The sequence below is a fragment of the Prosthecobacter sp. GW821-HT29F12 genome, from assembly GCF_058803405.1.
This window is the reverse complement of the sequence record NZ_CM179517.1, coordinates 786,276-802,649: the sequence shown is the minus strand read 5'-3', so window position 1 is coordinate 802,649 and position 16,374 is coordinate 786,276. Positions and strand designations below refer to the sequence as shown.

Genomic DNA, 16,374 nt, shown 5'->3' with positions numbered 1-16,374 from the left:
ACCATCACCTGCCATGCGCAGTTCATATCAGAGAAATGGGTGTCAGGGTAGAGACCATGGCTTCACGCCTCTCAGTCATCCCCCTGCAAGCTCCCCCACCCTCCCTCCGTAAATCATTTGAACCCACCCGCCACCTGCGGCAGGTGCGCCACTGCTTTCACCTCGATTCCGTTTTCGCCTTCGCCTTCGCCTTTGTCCTGATCCAACCATGAACTACCCAGCCTCCTGCAGTCAGCCTCTGCCTCGTTTTCGATTGAAGTCCGCCCTGCTCGCGCTCGCCCTCGCGTGCCTGGGGCAGGCTGAGATGGCCTATGGCGCCAAAGACCCGACTGACGTCACCGCCGTCGTCGCGGGCGCGGTGAAGGATGACAAGCTCTCGATCACCGCTGGCAACGATCTCTTTGGCGACACCGCCTCGGGCGTGCCGAAGAAACTACACATCGAGTACACCCTCGGCGACGAGAAGCTCTCGCGCGATGTGGGCGAGAACCGCAAGCTGGAAATCGCAGCGCCTGCGGGCAAAAAACTCGTCATCACCAAGGCCGTCTATGGACCTGCGGATGGCTCGAAGCCGAAGACCATCGCCGTCGTCACGGAAAACCCCGCTGAGGTGCTGGCCACGCTGCCGGGCTTCAAGGTCGAGCTCGTGCGCAAGGCAGACGCGGCCACGGAAGGCTCGTGGATCTCCATCACGAAAGATCCCCAGGGCCGCCTGCTCCTCGGCGCGGAACCGAAAGAACCCATCTCGCGATTCACGCTCAAGGACGGCAAAGTCACCAAGGCTGAGATCCTCAAAATCCCCCTCAGCGAAGTCATGGGCATGCTCTTCGCCTTTGACAGCCTCTACATCAATGGCCGTGGCAATGGCCCCGATGGCAAGAACGTCTATGGCCTCTGGCGCTGCACCTCCACCACCGCCGAGGAGGCCTTCGACAAGGTCGAGTTCCTCCGCGAATGGCGCGGCGGCGGTGGCGACCACGGCGCGCACACCATCCTGCTCAATCCCGACAAAAAGCACCTCAACGTGCTCTGCGGAAATTTCGTGGACGTGCCTGCCGATGTGCTGCCCACCTCCCCGCACAAAAACTACGCGGACGATCTCGTGCTGCCGCGCGCGGAAGATGGCAACGGCTTCGGCGCAGGCCGCAAGCCCCCGGGCGGCTTCGTCGTCCGCATGGACCCCGATGGCAAGAACTGCGAACTCGTCGCAAGCGGCGAGCGCAACACCTACGGCGTCGCCTTCAATCACGATGGCGAGCTCTTCGGCTTTGACAGCGACATGGAATGGGACTGGGGCACACCGTGGTACCGCCCGGTGCGCGTCTATCATGTGACCAGCGGCGCGGACCATGGCTTCCGCGAAGGCGCCAGCAAGTGGCCCGAGTATTACCACGACAGCCTGCCTGCCACCGTGACCATCGGCATCGGCTGCCCCACCGGCGTGGGCTTCGGCACGGGTGCGAAATTCCCCGCCAAGTACCAGCGCGCCTTCTTCATCCAGGACTGGACCTATGGCCGCCTCATCGCCGTGCATCTCACGCCGCAGGGCGCCAGCTACGGCGGCACCTGGGAAAACTTCGTCGCACCGAAATCGCTCAATGAAAAAGGCGGCAAGACCCCGCTCAATTTGACCGGCCTCACCATCGGCGACGACGGCGCGATGTACTTCACCATCGGCGGTCGCCACACCCAGGGCGCGCTGTTTCGCGTGACCTACGAAGGCACCGAATCCACCGCACCCGCAGACCTCCACGAAGTCGCAGGCGAAGAATCCCGCACGCTGCGCCACAAGCTCGAAGCCTTCCACGGCCACGAAGACGCCGCCGTCGTGGACACCGCATGGCCGCACCTCGCCAGCGAAGATCGCTTCATCCGCTACGCCGCGCGCATCGCCATCGAAAGCCAACCCATCAACTCATGGAAAGCACGCGCCTTGGCAGAAACAAACCCCACCGCAGCGCTGACCATCCTCCTCTCTGTCGCACGCCTCGGCGGCACCGAAGCCCAGGGCGATCTCTTCAAAGCGCTCGCCAAATTTGCGCCCGCGCAACTCAAGAGCGAAGCCCAGCAGCTTGAACTCATCCGCGTCATCGAAGTCGCCATCAGCCGCATGGGCAAACCCGCCGCTGAAATCGCCGCGCCCATCATCGCGCTGCTCAGCCCGCTTTACCCCGCGCAGAGCGTCGCGCTCAATCGCGAGCTGTGCCAGACGCTCCTCGCGCTCGATGCGCCCGACACCATCGCCCGCACGCTCAAGCTCCTCGCCGCCGCACCCACGCAGGAAGAGCAGCTGAACTACGTCGTCGCCCTGCGCACCATCACGAATGGCTGGACACCGGAAATGCGCCGCCAGTATTTCGCCTGGTGGGCCCAGAAGCGCAGCACCACCCAGCATCCCGAGACCACACTCAAGTGGTTCACCGATGCCGGCCGCGACTTCAGCGATGGCGCAAGCTTCGGCAACTTCCTCGTCAAGATCCGCCGCACCGCTATGGCCAACGTGCCGCCGGAAGAACTCGCCACGCTGCAGCCTGTGCTCGATTCCTGGATCGAGCCCGCCCCCAAGCTGAAGAAGCCCAAGAAGGACCGCACCTTCGTGAAGAACTGGCAGATGTCAGACCTCATCGGCGATCTCGACAAACTCAGCAAAGGCCGCAACTTCGCGCAGGGCCAGGACGCCATGTACGGCACCCTCTGCCTCATGTGCCATCGCATCGGCGATGAAGGCGGCTCCGTGGGCCCGGATCTCACCGCTGTGGCCAGCCGCTACTCGCCGCAGGTCATTCTCGAAGCCCTCATCGAGCCCTCGAAAGTCATCTCCGAGCAATACGCCAACACCGACATCACCCTCAAAAACGGCAACTTCTTCACCGGCCGCATCGTGGGAGACACGGATGACAAAATCATCCTCCGCCCCAGCATGCTCGCCCCCGACACCAAGGAGATCAGCAAAGCCGACATCAAAACCAAAGAGACCTCCAAGCTCTCCCCCATGATGCCCGGCCTCCTGAACACCCTCACCAAAGAAGAAATCCTCGACCTCCTCGCCTACTTCCAAGCCGCCGGGAAGCCTGAGGGTGCGGCGTTTAAGAAGTAGCGGCGCAATGGCGCGGCATGCCGCAGCGGGGCTTGCATTGCGCGGCAGCGCTTTGGAGTGCGGTCGCGCAGATGCAAGGCGCAAGCCTGCATCGTAGCTACCGCTTTCGCGGGGTGAATCACGTTCTCCGGCCTCAACCCACCGTCCAGCCCGCAAAAGCAACGTCACGCTCAGTCCTGCCTTCCGTACTGGGAGCACCGACATTTTGTCGGCTCTGGGCGGGCGTCCATGGTGCATCCATTGGGAAGGAGGCCGCGCTGAAAAATGCGCCATTCTCTCACCTCGCCACCTCACAGCCCCCTCCCCTCCCCCCAGAATATGGGTGTTTATGGGTGTCATTACGGTTGGACTTTTGGGTGTTTATGGGTGTAACTGTGGTTTGGGAGACCTTGATGCTGAAAACAGACTCCATCCAAATCACGCCGGAGTTGCTGGCGTTGATTGCTGAAATTGACGAGTTCAAAGGTGCCTGGCGTGCCCTGGGCACCCTGGCCCCTGAACGCTTGAAGGCTTTGCGCCACGTCGCCACCATTGAGAGCATCGGCTCCTCCACTCGCATCGAGGGCAGCAAGCTCACCGACCGCGAGATTGAGCGGCTGCTGGCCAGCCTGGAAATCAAAAAGTTCGACACTCGGGACGAGCAGGAAGTCGCCGGCTATGCCGAGGTCATGGAAACCCTCTTCCATGCGTGGCAGGACATCCCCATCACCGAAAACCACATCAAGCAGCTTCACCGCGACATGCTGCGTCACAGCGAAAAGGACGAGCGGCACCGCGGCGAATACAAGACGCTGCCCAACAGCGTGGCTGCCTTTGATGAGAGCGGCAGGCAGGTTGCCATCGTGTTCGAAACGGCCTCCCCCTTCGATACACCGCGCCTCATGGCCGAGCTCGTCGCGTGGCTGAACGAGGCGCGCGAACTGAAGCGCACGCATCCGCTTTTTGTGGTCGCCGTGTTTGTGGTGGTGTTCCTGGAAATCCACCCCTTTCAAGACGGCAATGGCCGCTTGAGCCGCGTGCTCACCACCCTGCTCCTGCTGCAGGCGGGCTACGCCTATGTCCCTTACAGTTCACTGGAAAGCGTCATCGAGGGCAGCAAGGAGGGCTACTATCTGGCCTTGCGGCAAACCCAGGGCACCATCCGCACCCAGTCGCCCAACTGGCAGCCGTGGTTGCTCTTCTTTCTGCGCGCCTTGCAGCAGCAGAAACGCCGCCTGGCCGCCAAGGTGGAGCGGGAAAAAATCGTGCTCGCAGCTCTGCCAGAACTCGCCGTGCAAATCATCGACCACGCCAGGCAGCATGGCCGCGTGACCATGGGCGGCATCATCAAGGTGACAGGAGCCAGCCGAAACACGCTCAAGGAGCACTTCCGCCACCTGCTGGAGCAGGGTCATCTGGTCAAGCACGGCACGGGCAAAGGCACATGGTATGCTCTGCCATGACCTACCCTCCTCGCTTTCTTCCAATCCGTCGGCAAACCCGAAGGCCACGCGTTGAGGCAGCGGGACCGCATGCAGAGGAGCACCTGCGTACGGCGGCAGAGAGAGGCAGAGAGAGGCTTTGCGCCACGCCGCCACTCCACGGGGCGCACTTTGATGTTCGTCAGCGGCTGCGGCTTCGGGAGGATTTGAGTTTTCATCTGGACACCCCATGGCGGTCTGTTAAAAATACCCGGCCTTCCACCCAGAAGAGCTGCATGCGCTGAGCATCGCTGCCACACCGCACCATGAAATGGCACCTGTCGCAAGAGCGTTCATCCAGATGCCCCTCCACACTATGAAACACCTGCTTCCATTGGCGCTCGCGCTCATCACCCTCTCCGCACACGCTCAGCAGGCCAGTGAGTGGAAAACGATCCTGGCCACTGAGGAGGAGCTCAAGGGCTTTCCACCCGAGCAGGCCCATCTGGTGGACGGACTGCTCCATGTGCGCGCAGGCCATGGCATCCTGCTGCCGCAGCCACATCCGGACGGTGCCATCCGCGCACTCTTTCATTTCCGCGAGAAGACCAGCTGGCCCCAGCTTCGCATCCGGCGTACTGCCGATGGCAGGCCCCAGGACAGCGAGTACTACGAGATCATACTCAACATCAAGATGGGAGAGACCTCCATCGACAATCTCTTCCTCAACTTCACCTCGAAGGGCAAGATCAAGCGGCTGGCTGTCGTGCCCCTGCCAAAGCCCTTTGTTTTGGGAGACTACATCGATCTTGAGCTCTCCGCCGTCGGCGAGCATCTGAAAGTCCTGATCAATGGCAAAGTGGCCTTTGAAATCGATGACAAGTCCATTTCCACCGGCGGGCTCTGGGGCGTCGCCGCAGATCAGGCCTGGTTCTCCAAAATCCAGGTGCGCAGCTTTGTTCCCAGGTCAAGCGACCCACGGATCGCCCAGTTGGAGGACGCCTATGCTGCCGCCATCGAGCGCGACGCCCCTCTCGCCCCCCATATCGAAGCCGTCAAAGCCCTCGATGACAAGTATGTCGCAGCGCTGGATCGTGCGCTGGATGCCGCCACCCAGGCAGGCAACCTCGATGCCGCGCTGGCCCTGCGCACCGAGAAAAAGCGACTGCAGGACGAAGCCCCGCTGCCCGACGATGACAAAGCCGCGAACGAGACCCTCAAGCCCCTCCGCGCCACCTACCGCAGCACCCTGAGCCAGCTCACCACCCAGCGCGAACAGCGCCTGCAAACCCTGCGCGAAAAATTCCTCCAGGCGCTGGATGCCTACCAGGCCGAGCTCACCCGCGCAAAAAACCTCGATGCCGCCCTCGAAGTGCGCAAACGCCGCGATCTCGAAGCCGCCAGCGCCAAAGCCCCGTAGCCGAAAAACCTCCCATCAGAGGCAAAGCAAATGCCAGCCGGGACAGGTGCATCATGCCTTGCATGACGCCCATCATTGATTGGGTCATTTTTTGCACCCTGGCCCCGGCTTCGCAGCCTGCGCCAGCACAGCACATCAGCACCTCGCCTACTTTGAAGCTTTCTGCGGGGCCTTCTTTGGTGACGCGGGTTTCGAATTTTCCAGCACCTCCAGGTACACCTTCTCCGCTGTAATTTGGAAGAGCTTGTAGGTTTCGTCCCCAAGTTCCTGCTTTTTCAGATAGTCCTTCAGTGTCAGCACCGGCACTTCGTTCTTATCCAGAGCTATCTCCTGGTAGGTCGTGGGATCTTTGGAGGTCAGGCGGATGCTGCCTGTCAGCAGCACCTTGCCATCGGCGGCCACATCCATTTGCAGATCCCCCTCCAGCTTTTGCAGGGTGTCATCGCCTCGGTCGTAGTTGTTGATCATGCGCACCTTCTCGCGGTCCGCCTCGGTAAAGGTGATCCTCCCCGTCCTCAGCGCCCCCACCTGCACCAGCACCTGTACCGAGCCCCCCGTATACGTGCTCCACGGGCCGCTGGGCACATTGGTTGCTCCCATCTCCAGCATCAGCAGGTGGGCTCCGGGCTTGATCCGCATGTCTGAATCACCCGTCCATCGCTTTGTTTCATACGGCATCAGGGCGGTGTCCTTCACCAGCACAAACTTCGTCAGCGGGATGCGCACACGTGCATCGACCTGCCGAGTGAGAAACACGGAGAAATCCGCCTCCGTGCGCAGCGGTCCCCTGGCATCGTCCACGCCGGGGATCTTGCCCCAGTCACGGCTGTAGCTGTCCAGAAAATCCAGATGGTCCGTGATGGCCTCGGCCTCCTCCGCAGGAATCTCCCGCCGCCGCTTCATGATCTCAAATTTGGCCCAGTATTCGGCGATGGGAAAGCGCGTCTCCTTCACCACGGCGCCCTCCTTGATCTTCAGCAGCGCCACCTCCGTAGGCCGCACCTCCTCGCGCGGTGTTTTTTCATCCGGGTGCTGATACTTCTTTTTTTTCAGCGTGCAGAAGATGCGCAGCTGCCCGGTGTACCAGTCTGCAAAGATCCGGCCATCCGCCGCCGCACGCCCGGGGAAAACCTGTCGCAGCACCTCATCCAGCCGTGCCTGCTCCTTCTTCACCACAGCCTCGGCCTCCTTGGGTTTGGAGTTCTCCTGCTCCAGAAGGCCGATCATATCGCTCGGCTGGAACTTCGCCAGATACAGCCGCCCGTCCGTGACCTCATACGTGGCCACATGACCGCGATAGTTCGCCGTGCTCGTCATTTTCAGCGGATACTCCCCATGCTTGCCATCTACGAAGTAAGCCTGGAAGGGTGCGGGAAAAAGCCAGTGAGTCTCCAGCACGCAGCGCTCGCCACGGTAGAGGATGAAGTCATCCTCCTGCTCCGTGGCCGCAGCCAGTGTGGTCAGGAGGAGCAGCAGCGCGGGAAGGATCAGCAGGAGTCGAAGCCTCATGGGAAGATGTGCTTAAAAGAATGGATAATTCATCATCCTACCGAAACTGATGCAGCGTGACAAGAAGCGATTGGCTCATGGATGAGCATGAAAAAGTCGCGCTTCTCACGCCGCTGCCATTCGCAGCATTCGCGGTGGAAGCTTTTGACGACGCTGGAACGGGCGACTTAGTGATTCAGCGCTTCTTTTGCCATGAAACTCCCCTTCCTCACCCTCACCGCCCTTCTTCTCGCATCCCACGCACTCCTGCCCGCTGCCGATGCCACTCTGCCACAGGCCATTGACCAGGCCCACACCGAACTCTGGCGCCGCTTCGTCGATCCCCATGGCATCATCCGCGATTTCGTGGGAGAGCTGCCCACTCCCGAAGACTGCAAGCTCGGCCGGCCCAATGCCATCGGCTGGTGGAGCCCCATTGAAAACGGCCCCATGTTCAACGGCCTCTACCTCCCCGCCATGTGCGAGCGCGCCCGCCGCAGCGGTGCCGCAGCCGATGCGGAGCAGGCACGCCGCCTCGCCCAAGGCCTCATGAAATGCGCCTCCGTCTCCGATGTCCCCGGCTTCATCGCACGCGGCATCGGCACGGATGGCGTCTGCCATTACCCGCTCAGCTCAGACGATCAAACCCACCCCTGGTTCCTCGGCCTGCACGCCTACTTGAAAAGCGGCATCCCCACCGCCGAAGAGCGCCAGCAAATCGTGACCAAGGTCAAAGAAGTCGCCACCGCACTCGAGGCCACGCAGTGGCGCATCCCCTGCGAAGGCGATTTCAAAGGCAGTTTCCGCGGCGGCTTCACCGGCCACCTCTTCCGCGATGCCGTCCGCTACCTCTACCTTCTCCGCGCCACCCACGAAATCACCGGCGACGCCATCTGGCTGGAGCGCTACAACAAAGCCCGCGCCGAGCGTCCAACCAAGGGTGGCAAAACACGCGCCGAAATCTGCGCTGAAGGCTACCCCTACGATCGCGAAGCCATCGCTCACATCGATGAATCCCAGCTCTGGATCTACGTCGGCAGCCAGGCCTCCCTCTCCCAGCTCATCGCCATGGAAAAGGATGAAACCCTCCGATCCCTTTACCGCACCGGCCTCACCGTCAACGCCACCCACGCCCTCCCCGCCCTCAAAGGCCACACCACCTTCGACAACAACGATCAGAAACTCTTCGGCAACGCCAACTGGCGCGCCGTTTACTCCACCTGGTTCCCCCAGCCCACCCAGGAAGACGCCGCCAGGCTCGCCAAAATCGCCGACAAATCCAAGCGCGGCGAACGCAAAGACTACGAGGCCCGCTACATGAAAAATCCCCTCGCCGCCGCCGCCATCATCTCCCTCCTCCACGACGGCTCAAACCGCGAACTCATCGAGCAAGTCATCCGCCACTACGACTACTCCAAGCTCAACATGGCCGAACTCTTCTTCGCCGAGTGCGCCTACTACGCGCTGCCCGCCAAGTAGTCCAGCTGCGCCGCAACTGGAGATCTCACACGGCGCTCACTCAAAACGTGAAGCTCATCTTCCCACAAGCCTTCGCCACACGCATACCATGCAATCCCACTTCGTAGCCGCACGCATGCTTTTAAAACTCCTTTCGCATTCGGCCTCCCTCCGCCCCGCTCTCACCGCGCTGCTGCTCCTCGCGGCACTTCCCGCGCCTGCCGCTGACGACCTCGTCACGATCACGCCCAAGCCCACCACGAAACCCCTCTTCAATCCCGGCAAAGGCTGGTCTGTGCATGACTGGCCCAAGTGGCAGGACAAGGAGGTGCTCCCTTTCATCCGCATGGGCGTGCGCCGTTTTGACTGGGCCAGCCTGGAGCCCAGCGAAGGCCAGTATGACTGGACCAGCGTGGAGGAAACCCTCGCCGCGTGGGATGCCATCGGCGGCGTGTGCAATCTCGGCGTCATGTGCGCCAACACCCACAGCAAACTCCCCGGCGGCTACGTCACGCCCAAGTGGGTCTTCGATGCAGGTGCCAAAATGCACGAGCTGGATCTCACCCCGCAGATGGCCACCCAGGGCACGCCCGGCCACAAAATCGCGCCAGTCTTCGATGACCCCATCTTCCTCGCCAAGCATCGCGCCTTTTTGCAAGCCTTCGCCAAACGCTTCGATGGCGATCCCCGCATCGCCGTGCTCGACATCCGCTCCTATGGCAACTGGGGCGAATGCCACATGCACCCCTTCAAGGTGCCCGACATCTCGCCGGAGAAATTCCGCGAGCACGTGCAGATGCACATTGATGCCTTCAAAAAAACACAGCTCTGCCTCTCACGAAACAGCCACCTCGGCCACTTCGGCCCGCTCAAGGAAATCTTCGACTGGGCCGTGCTCACCCAGCACATCGCCCCGCGTCGCGATGGCATCTGCGGCAACAGCGACGGCAAAGAAACTGCCATCGGCCTCGGCATCGCACCCGGTGTGTTTGAGTTCTACGCCGACTATGACACCCTCAAGCAGCTCGGCTGGTGGGACGGCATCAAGGACAAAAACGGCCAGGGCTTCCGCCTCGAAGACTGCATCGAAAACGGCCACCCCACCTGGGTCGATCTCGGCGGCGGCAAACCCACCCTCCGCCTCCTGCAGGAAAACCGCGCCCTCATCGAGCGCCTCACCAACCGCATCGGCTATCACTTCATCTTGAAGGAGGCCAGGCACCCCAAGACCCTCACCACAAACCAGCCAGCCCCCCTCTCACTCACCTGGCAAAACCAAGGCGTCGCCCCCATCTACATCCCCGCCAAAGTCTCCTTCGCCCTCATCACACCCGAAGGAAAACCCGCGCACATCTGCGATGCCACCACCTCCATCCCCGCCGCATGGAAGCCCGACACCACCGTCACCGTGAATGACAAGCTCACTTTCAAAGACGTCCCACCCGGCGACTACAAACTCGCCCTCGGCCTCCGCCAGCCCCAAGACACTCATAAACCCTCCATCCAGCTGGGCATCGAACTACCCACCACAGACGGCTGGTATGTTCTGGGATCTGTGAGCGTGAAGTAGCGCCACGGCTTGGCGGGCATTCAGTGAAAGGCCAGATTGATTCATTGCCCGTTCAAGTGTGATTGCTAGGGCGTCACCAGCCGCGTCTGCGCTGCCCCATGTTTCCACCCCGCACCGCGAGAGTGCGCGGGGAGCAGCGTATGTGTGACACTCGCTGAACTTCCTTCATGACACACCCGCTCCCCTTCCTCACCACGCTCCTGCTCGCACTGGCCGCCACACTCCATGCCGTGGAGCCGCTCAAGGCCTTCACCCCCGGTGCGCGCATCCTCTTCCAGGGAGACTCCATCACCGACGGGAATCGCGGCCGCAGCGCCGACCCCAACCACATTCTCGGCCACGGCTACGCCTTCATCATCGCCGCGAAATACGGCGCTGCCTTTCCAGAAGCGAAACTCGAATTCATCAATCGCGGCATCAGCGGCAACACCGTTCTGGATCTCGAAAAGCGCTGGCAGAAGGACACGCTCGATCTCAAGCCGGACGTGCTCAGCATCCTCATCGGTGTGAATGACAAAGGCCGCGGTGTGCCGCTGGAAATCTACGAGCAGACCTACGACAAGCTCATCACCCAGGCCAAGGCCGCCAATCCACAGCTCAGGCTCGTGCTCTGCGAGCCCTTCGTCGTGAACCACCTCGCCACCGATCCACAGCACGGCTCACCCAATGCCGACATCGTCAAGCGTCAGGAAATCGTCGCACGCCTCGCCAAAAAACACGGTGCCGCCCTCGTGCATTTCCAGGCCGCGCTGGACCGCGCCACCGCACGCGCCCCCGCCGCCCACTGGATCTGGGACGACATCCACCCCACCTACTCCGGCCACCAAATCCTCGCCGATGAATGGGAGCGCACCGTGCGCGAGTTCTGGCCATGAATCTCCTCGCTCCATAGACCACGAGTCGCAGGCATCAATCCGACAGGCCTTGCCGCTGCCCTCAAAACACGCCGCGCATGAATCGCACCCGGCCATCACCTTCCACCACTTCGCTCCGCCACACACCAGCCCCAACGGGGCTGCGGATTTCAGCCCAGGGTCAGCCGAGCCTCAGCGAGGCGACCCTGGGTTTTCACCATCACGAAAAGCAAACCCAGCGCACTCGCCACACACTGCGATCACCAGCAGCGTCTGCACTAAGCCCCGCCGCGCATTGGCTCCGTGATCACACAGCACCCCGACACCGTCCTCTTCCATACATTCACACCCTGCATCCCTCCTTCACTGCGCCGCTTGCAGCTTTTCATTCTGCATGAGCATGGTGGCCAGCGACGAATACCTAGGCGGGCGGCTTCCGCAAATCGTCCGAATTTCTTCCGGTGTGAAAGCATGCCGATCACGTGGTGAAAGATAAAGCTGCACATCCTCTGACCGCGGCACCGCCACCAGCGAAGAGACCACGCCTGTTTTTCGGATCAGATGCCGGCGCATCAAAATCCAATCCTTCTCCCCTGCGAGGCTGTGATTAATCATGTACCGAAGATCAGCACAGATGGATAGTACTGCTGGCGTATGGTACTCCTCGTTGCCACGGCGCAGGGCTCGAAAGTTGTCCAGCAGCCTCTCGGTGTCTGCCGGCTTCACCTCATTCTCTGCATCAAACAGACGCTGACATGTGCTCTCAATCTCAGCCACCGTGCTTCGGCCGTAGAGATTCGAATATTTGAAATGCGGCGCGCATCCGGCCACACACATGACCAGGATCAGGAGAAGTTTGAAATAATGCATGTGGGAACACTTCTACTTCGTTGAAGTCCCAGCCTTCGACAAGCCTCTTTCGCGAGATCATCCACCATGCCCGCCTTCCCATTCACCCACCTCACTCTGTCCTTCGCGCTCACCCTCGCTGCCGCTTCCATCTCCCCCGCCGCAGAGCCCGTCCGCATCGACATCTCCCGCGACACCTGGGTTTCCTCCTACCCCACCGAGGTCGAAGGCAGCAACGGTGCCTCTCCCAAGATGAAGTTCAAAGGCGTGCAGGAACTCGCGCTCATGGACATCGATGCCACCGCGCTCAAAGGCAAACGCGTCACCAAGGCGCAGCTCCATCTGCATGGCGAAGGCGCGGAAATCCTGCAGCGCATGACGGTTTCCACCATCACCGAGGAATGGACCGAAGGCGATGGCACCAGCTACAAGAAAGTCCCCGGCGCCAGCTCCTTCACCTGGGCACGCACCGGCGAGCAGCGCTGGGGCGTCGATCAGCCGGACATCACCGCCGTCATCAACGGCGCAGGCGGTTCTATTTGGGGCTTTGCCGATCCCACACCACGTGATGCCAGCGGCTGGCAGGTCATTCCCGTGGATCCCGCCGTCGTGCAGGCCCGCATTGAGGGCCGCAGCTTCGGCTTCGCCGTGATGGATGACGTGGGCAGCGAGTACCTGCGCGAGGGCAGCAAGTTCACCTACCGCCCCTTCCTCAATCGCTACGTCTCCAGCAAGGACGACAAAAAAAGCACCCGCCCCTACTTCACCCTCTGGCTCGAAGACGGCCCTCCCGCCGCCACGCTACCACAATATACCAAACCCGCCGCCGCAAAGCCCGCCACGCTGCCACCAGCCATCCCGCAGCCCGCCACCACAAAGCTCTCCATCGATTGCCGCGATGCATTTGGCGAGCCCCTCCCCTCGCTCGACTTCTTCGCCGCCAAAGGCGAAACGATCCACTTCACCGTCGCCACCAGCGCCAGCCTCACCCTTCCGCAAGTGAAGATCCAGACCTACGCCATGCCGCAGGTCGCGCAGCATTTCGATCCTCTCCAGCCCGGCCCCACCACCGGCCCCACCTGCATCGAGATCCACGTGCCCAAAGACGCACGCCCCGGCCGCATCACCGGCCAGCTCACCGTCGGCAGCCAGTCACTCCCATGCACGCTCACCGTGTGGGATTTCACCCTGCCAGACCGCCTCTCCTTCATCCCGCAGATGAATGCCTACAGCCTCCCCGGGCACGAGCGCGCCTTCTACCGCCTCGCGCATGAGCACCGCACCACGCTCAATGTGCTGCCCTATCACTGGACCGGCAGGATCGATGCCGGCCCCGTCATCAAACCCGACGGCCAGTGGGACTGGACCGCGTGGGATGCCACCTACGGCCCGCTCTTTGACGGCAGCGCCTTCACCGGCCTGCCACGCAGCGGCGTCCCCATCGAGGCCTTCTACCTCATGCTCAATGAGAACTGGCCCATGAATCAGGAGCAGCACTTCAAAGGCGGCTACTGGATCGAGACCGCGTATGACGAAGAGTACTGGCGGCAGTTCCGCGCCGCCGCATCACGCATTGCCCAGCACCTGCATGACAAAGGCTGGACCGAGCCCATGTTCGAGTTCTACCTCAACAACAAAGCCTCCTTCAAAACCGCCGGGTGGGATCGCTGCTCCGCGCCGTGGATCTTTGATGAACCCTCCAACACCCAGGACTTCTGGGCCCTGCGCCGCTTCGGCCTCGAGTTCTGGAAAGGCGCAGGCGCAGGCGCACAGCCCGGCCTCCACCTCGCGCACCGTGCCGACATCTCACGCCCGCAGTGGCAGCGCGATCTCCTCGATGGCGTCGTGAATGCCGAAATCGTCAGCAGCGCACTCCGCACCTACGGCGCATCCGTCCGCGACCGCGCCCGGCGTTTCGGCAATCTCGTTTACATGTACGGCACCTCCAATGCCCTCGGCACCCCCAGCGTCAGCAATGCCGCCTGGTGCGTGGAGGCCTGGGCTCTCGGCGCCGATGGCGTCGTGCCCTGGCAGACTATTGGCAAAGCGGATGCCCTGCAAAAGCCCGACGACCTCGCCCTCTTCTACCCCACGCCCTCAGGCCCCCTGCCCAGCCTCCGCCTCAAAACCTTCCGCGCCGGGCAGCAGCTCGTCGAATACCTCACCCTCTTCACCGCCCTCTCCGGCGAATCCCGCCCCAGCGTCGCTGCCGCCGTCCTGGCAGAACCTGGTATGCGAGCCGTCACCGTGAAAAAAAACGAAGACGACGCCGGCAAAGCCGCCTTCACTCCCGAGACCCACCGCTCCCTCACCGCGCTGCGCCACCGCCTCGGCCACTGGCTCAATGCCAAGTCCCCCGCCCCGCGCGAGCGCTGGCATGATCCAAGACCGAAGGCACATGCACCGGAGGCGGTGAAGGTGATCGAGCCGGTGAAGTAACGCATCTATCTCAGGACCGCTCCTTCAGAAGTACGACAGACACTCCTGTCTGTCGGCCAGCGCGTGCTTCGCCAGCAAGTCCCCAAAGAAAAAAGGAGCCCCCTTCGCAGCTCACACAATGGGACCGCACAGCACACTGCAGAATATCCCGCATCATTCCGCCGCCTGCGCATCGAAGCTGACCGCCGGTGGCACTCCAATGGCCCTCACCTTGACCACGCCGTCTTCCACCGTGTAGAAAATGGAGAACGGAAACCGCTTCGACAGCGCGCGGTGAAAGTGCCCGTAGGGCTGGGAGTGCAGCTCATCCAGCTTCGCCAGGGCCTCGATGTCAGTATAAAGATGCTCAAGGAAATAGCCGCCCTGACCGGCGTCCATCTCTTCGTAAAAACGGTGACCTTCGATGAGATCACCCTTCGCAAGATCAAGGATTTGGATCTTCATTTCACGGCTTCCAGGATTTCCCGTTTAGCGATTTCCCAGTCGATGTATCTGGCCGTGCCTTCGGTGACTCGCGTCTCACGTTCATCCAGCATCTCCCGCTGCCACTGCGGCACCGGCAGTCCCGCAGCCGCAGGAGCCAGACCTTCCCACAAAGCCTCCACGGCCAGAAGCCTCTCCTTGAAGGGCAGCTGATGAAGGGCATCAAGGGCAATCATGCCAAAAAAGTAAGCACCGGAAACCAAGGCGCAACGTCTTTTGATTCTGCGCCCTAGAAATCTATCTGAAATCCAAACTCCAGACGCCAGCGCACCACTCCGCCACGACCAGGCATCGCGGTTCCTTGAGACGTTGTTAAAACAGTCCTCCAGCAGACGCCGCCAAGCACACGGGCAGCCCGGAAACCTCAAACCTCAAACCTCAAACCTAATACCTCCCCGCCGACCACGCCGGCCAGAGTCCCGTCGGCTTCCGGCCCTGCGGGCGCATGCGCTCCAGCAGCACCAGCGCCGTCTGTGCCTGCTGGTGGATGAGGGATGGCGCGTCCTGGTTGCGCAGGCTGGGGATGTCGTAGTTGGTGATCGTCGGCTTCGCAAAGAAGGCATCCAGCGCCAGAGGGAGGAAGATGGACTCCACAAAGTTCGCCGGCACCGGCAGCGCCACGCCGGGATCGGTGTGGCCGGGGTCATTGTTGTACACGTCCGCACGCGTCAGCTCGCCCAGCGCGGTGCGCGCCTGAAACTCCAGCACCGTGTCCGTGCTCACATATCCAGAGATCATCATGCGCAGCTTCACCGCGTTGTTGGAAATGGCGGACTCGATGAAGTAGCGCACATCGCCGCCACAGTTCTGCGACAGCTCCTCGCGGCTGCCCGCAGCGATGAGCGTGCGCTTGCTGCCGCGAAAACGCACCGGCTCCAGCACGGTGATGATGTCCCTATCCAGCTCCACCGTGTCCACGTTGATCGTCGCAGTGCCGCTGGTCGTGCTGGACAAATGCGGAAACTGCAGCGTCGCGGTGCTGCCCGTGATGGAAAGGATGCGGTTCATGGCAGGGTCACCCGGCAGGTCCACCCAGCAGCCTGCGGCCCACGCTGGAAAGCTCCCCGTGGCCGTCATGCCGCCATGCGTCAGGCCGCTGACCGCCACCGGAGTGGGCGCGCGAAAATACGCGCTGCGCTGCTGCTTCGCCGCAAAGAGCGGGCCCAGCGCCGCCATCTGCTGCAGCGCCGCATTGCACGCGGCCAGCGCATCTGGCAGTGGATCTTCATAGTCGGCGCCTCCCGCGTAGGGGATGGCGCGCTGCTCCACCCGCAGGTAGCTCAGCATCGTGGCGATGGTTTCACGTACAGTCATAA

Annotated in this window: 12 protein-coding genes; 7 read left to right on the top strand and 5 right to left on the bottom strand. The window is 62.0% G+C overall.

Going from position 1 to position 16,374, the window contains the following annotated elements; genetic code table 11:
• Positions 1–208 precede the first annotated feature (208 nt).
• The 3 genes from AC3RLQ_RS03180 (at position 209) to AC3RLQ_RS03170 (ending at position 5,917) form a co-directional block, all read left to right on the top strand.
• Positions 209–3,097 carry a hypothetical protein gene (locus AC3RLQ_RS03180; protein WP_493034276.1) on the top strand — a complete coding sequence of 963 codons (2,889 nt, stop codon included), beginning with the start codon at positions 209–211 and terminating at the stop codon, positions 3,095–3,097.
• 392 nt (positions 3,098–3,489) lie between these two features.
• The gene (locus AC3RLQ_RS03175) at positions 3,490–4,539 is read left to right on the top strand and encodes a Fic family protein (protein WP_493038810.1); all 1,050 of its coding nucleotides are present in this window, start codon (positions 3,490–3,492) and stop codon (positions 4,537–4,539) included.
• 334 nt (positions 4,540–4,873) lie between these two features.
• Positions 4,874–5,917: a hypothetical protein gene (locus AC3RLQ_RS03170; RefSeq protein ID WP_493034274.1), complete on the top strand. Its 1,044-nt coding sequence runs from the start codon at positions 4,874–4,876 to the stop codon at positions 5,915–5,917.
• A gap of 147 nt (positions 5,918–6,064) precedes the next feature.
• On the opposite strand, the gene AC3RLQ_RS03165 is transcribed toward AC3RLQ_RS03170, so the two are convergent.
• Positions 6,065–7,426 carry a hypothetical protein gene (locus AC3RLQ_RS03165; protein ID WP_493034271.1) on the bottom strand — a complete coding sequence of 454 codons (1,362 nt, stop codon included), beginning with the start codon at positions 7,424–7,426 and terminating at the stop codon, positions 6,065–6,067.
• 192 nt (positions 7,427–7,618) lie between these two features.
• Between AC3RLQ_RS03165 and AC3RLQ_RS03160 the strand changes: the two genes are divergently transcribed.
• From AC3RLQ_RS03160 to AC3RLQ_RS03150, 3 genes are all read left to right on the top strand, one after another.
• Positions 7,619–8,884, top strand: coding sequence for a hypothetical protein (locus AC3RLQ_RS03160; protein ID WP_493034269.1), 1,266 nt, complete (start codon positions 7,619–7,621; stop codon positions 8,882–8,884).
• 88 nt (positions 8,885–8,972) lie between these two features.
• Positions 8,973–10,433 (top strand): DUF4832 domain-containing protein, encoded by a 1,461-nt coding sequence (locus tag AC3RLQ_RS03155; RefSeq protein ID WP_493034267.1) that lies wholly within the window; start codon positions 8,973–8,975, stop codon positions 10,431–10,433.
• 167 nt (positions 10,434–10,600) lie between these two features.
• Positions 10,601–11,308 (top strand): SGNH/GDSL hydrolase family protein, encoded by a 708-nt coding sequence (locus AC3RLQ_RS03150; RefSeq protein ID WP_493034266.1) that lies wholly within the window; start codon positions 10,601–10,603, stop codon positions 11,306–11,308.
• Positions 11,309–11,650: 342 nt separating this feature from the next.
• On the opposite strand, the gene AC3RLQ_RS03145 is transcribed toward AC3RLQ_RS03150, so the two are convergent.
• Positions 11,651–12,157 carry a hypothetical protein gene (locus AC3RLQ_RS03145; RefSeq protein ID WP_493034264.1) on the bottom strand — a complete coding sequence of 169 codons (507 nt, stop codon included), beginning with the start codon at positions 12,155–12,157 and terminating at the stop codon, positions 11,651–11,653.
• A 66-nt stretch (positions 12,158–12,223) separates the two neighbouring features.
• Here AC3RLQ_RS03145 and AC3RLQ_RS03140 point away from each other — a divergent pair, with 66 nt between their 5' ends.
• The gene (locus tag AC3RLQ_RS03140) at positions 12,224–14,575 is read left to right on the top strand and encodes a hypothetical protein (protein ID WP_493034262.1); all 2,352 of its coding nucleotides are present in this window, start codon (positions 12,224–12,226) and stop codon (positions 14,573–14,575) included.
• 153 nt (positions 14,576–14,728) lie between these two features.
• On the opposite strand, the gene AC3RLQ_RS03135 is transcribed toward AC3RLQ_RS03140, so the two are convergent.
• From AC3RLQ_RS03135 to AC3RLQ_RS03125, 3 genes are all read right to left on the bottom strand, one after another.
• Positions 14,729–15,019, bottom strand: coding sequence for a type II toxin-antitoxin system RelE/ParE family toxin (locus AC3RLQ_RS03135; protein ID WP_493034261.1), 291 nt, complete (start codon positions 15,017–15,019; stop codon positions 14,729–14,731).
• The gene (locus AC3RLQ_RS03130) at positions 15,016–15,234 is read right to left on the bottom strand and encodes an addiction module protein (protein ID WP_493034259.1); all 219 of its coding nucleotides are present in this window, start codon (positions 15,232–15,234) and stop codon (positions 15,016–15,018) included. The genes AC3RLQ_RS03135 and AC3RLQ_RS03130 overlap by 4 nt, the downstream gene beginning before the upstream one ends.
• 208 nt (positions 15,235–15,442) lie before the next feature.
• Positions 15,443–16,372: a hypothetical protein gene (locus AC3RLQ_RS03125; protein ID WP_493034257.1), complete on the bottom strand. Its 930-nt coding sequence runs from the start codon at positions 16,370–16,372 to the stop codon at positions 15,443–15,445.
• Between the last annotated feature and the right edge of the window lie 2 nt (positions 16,373–16,374).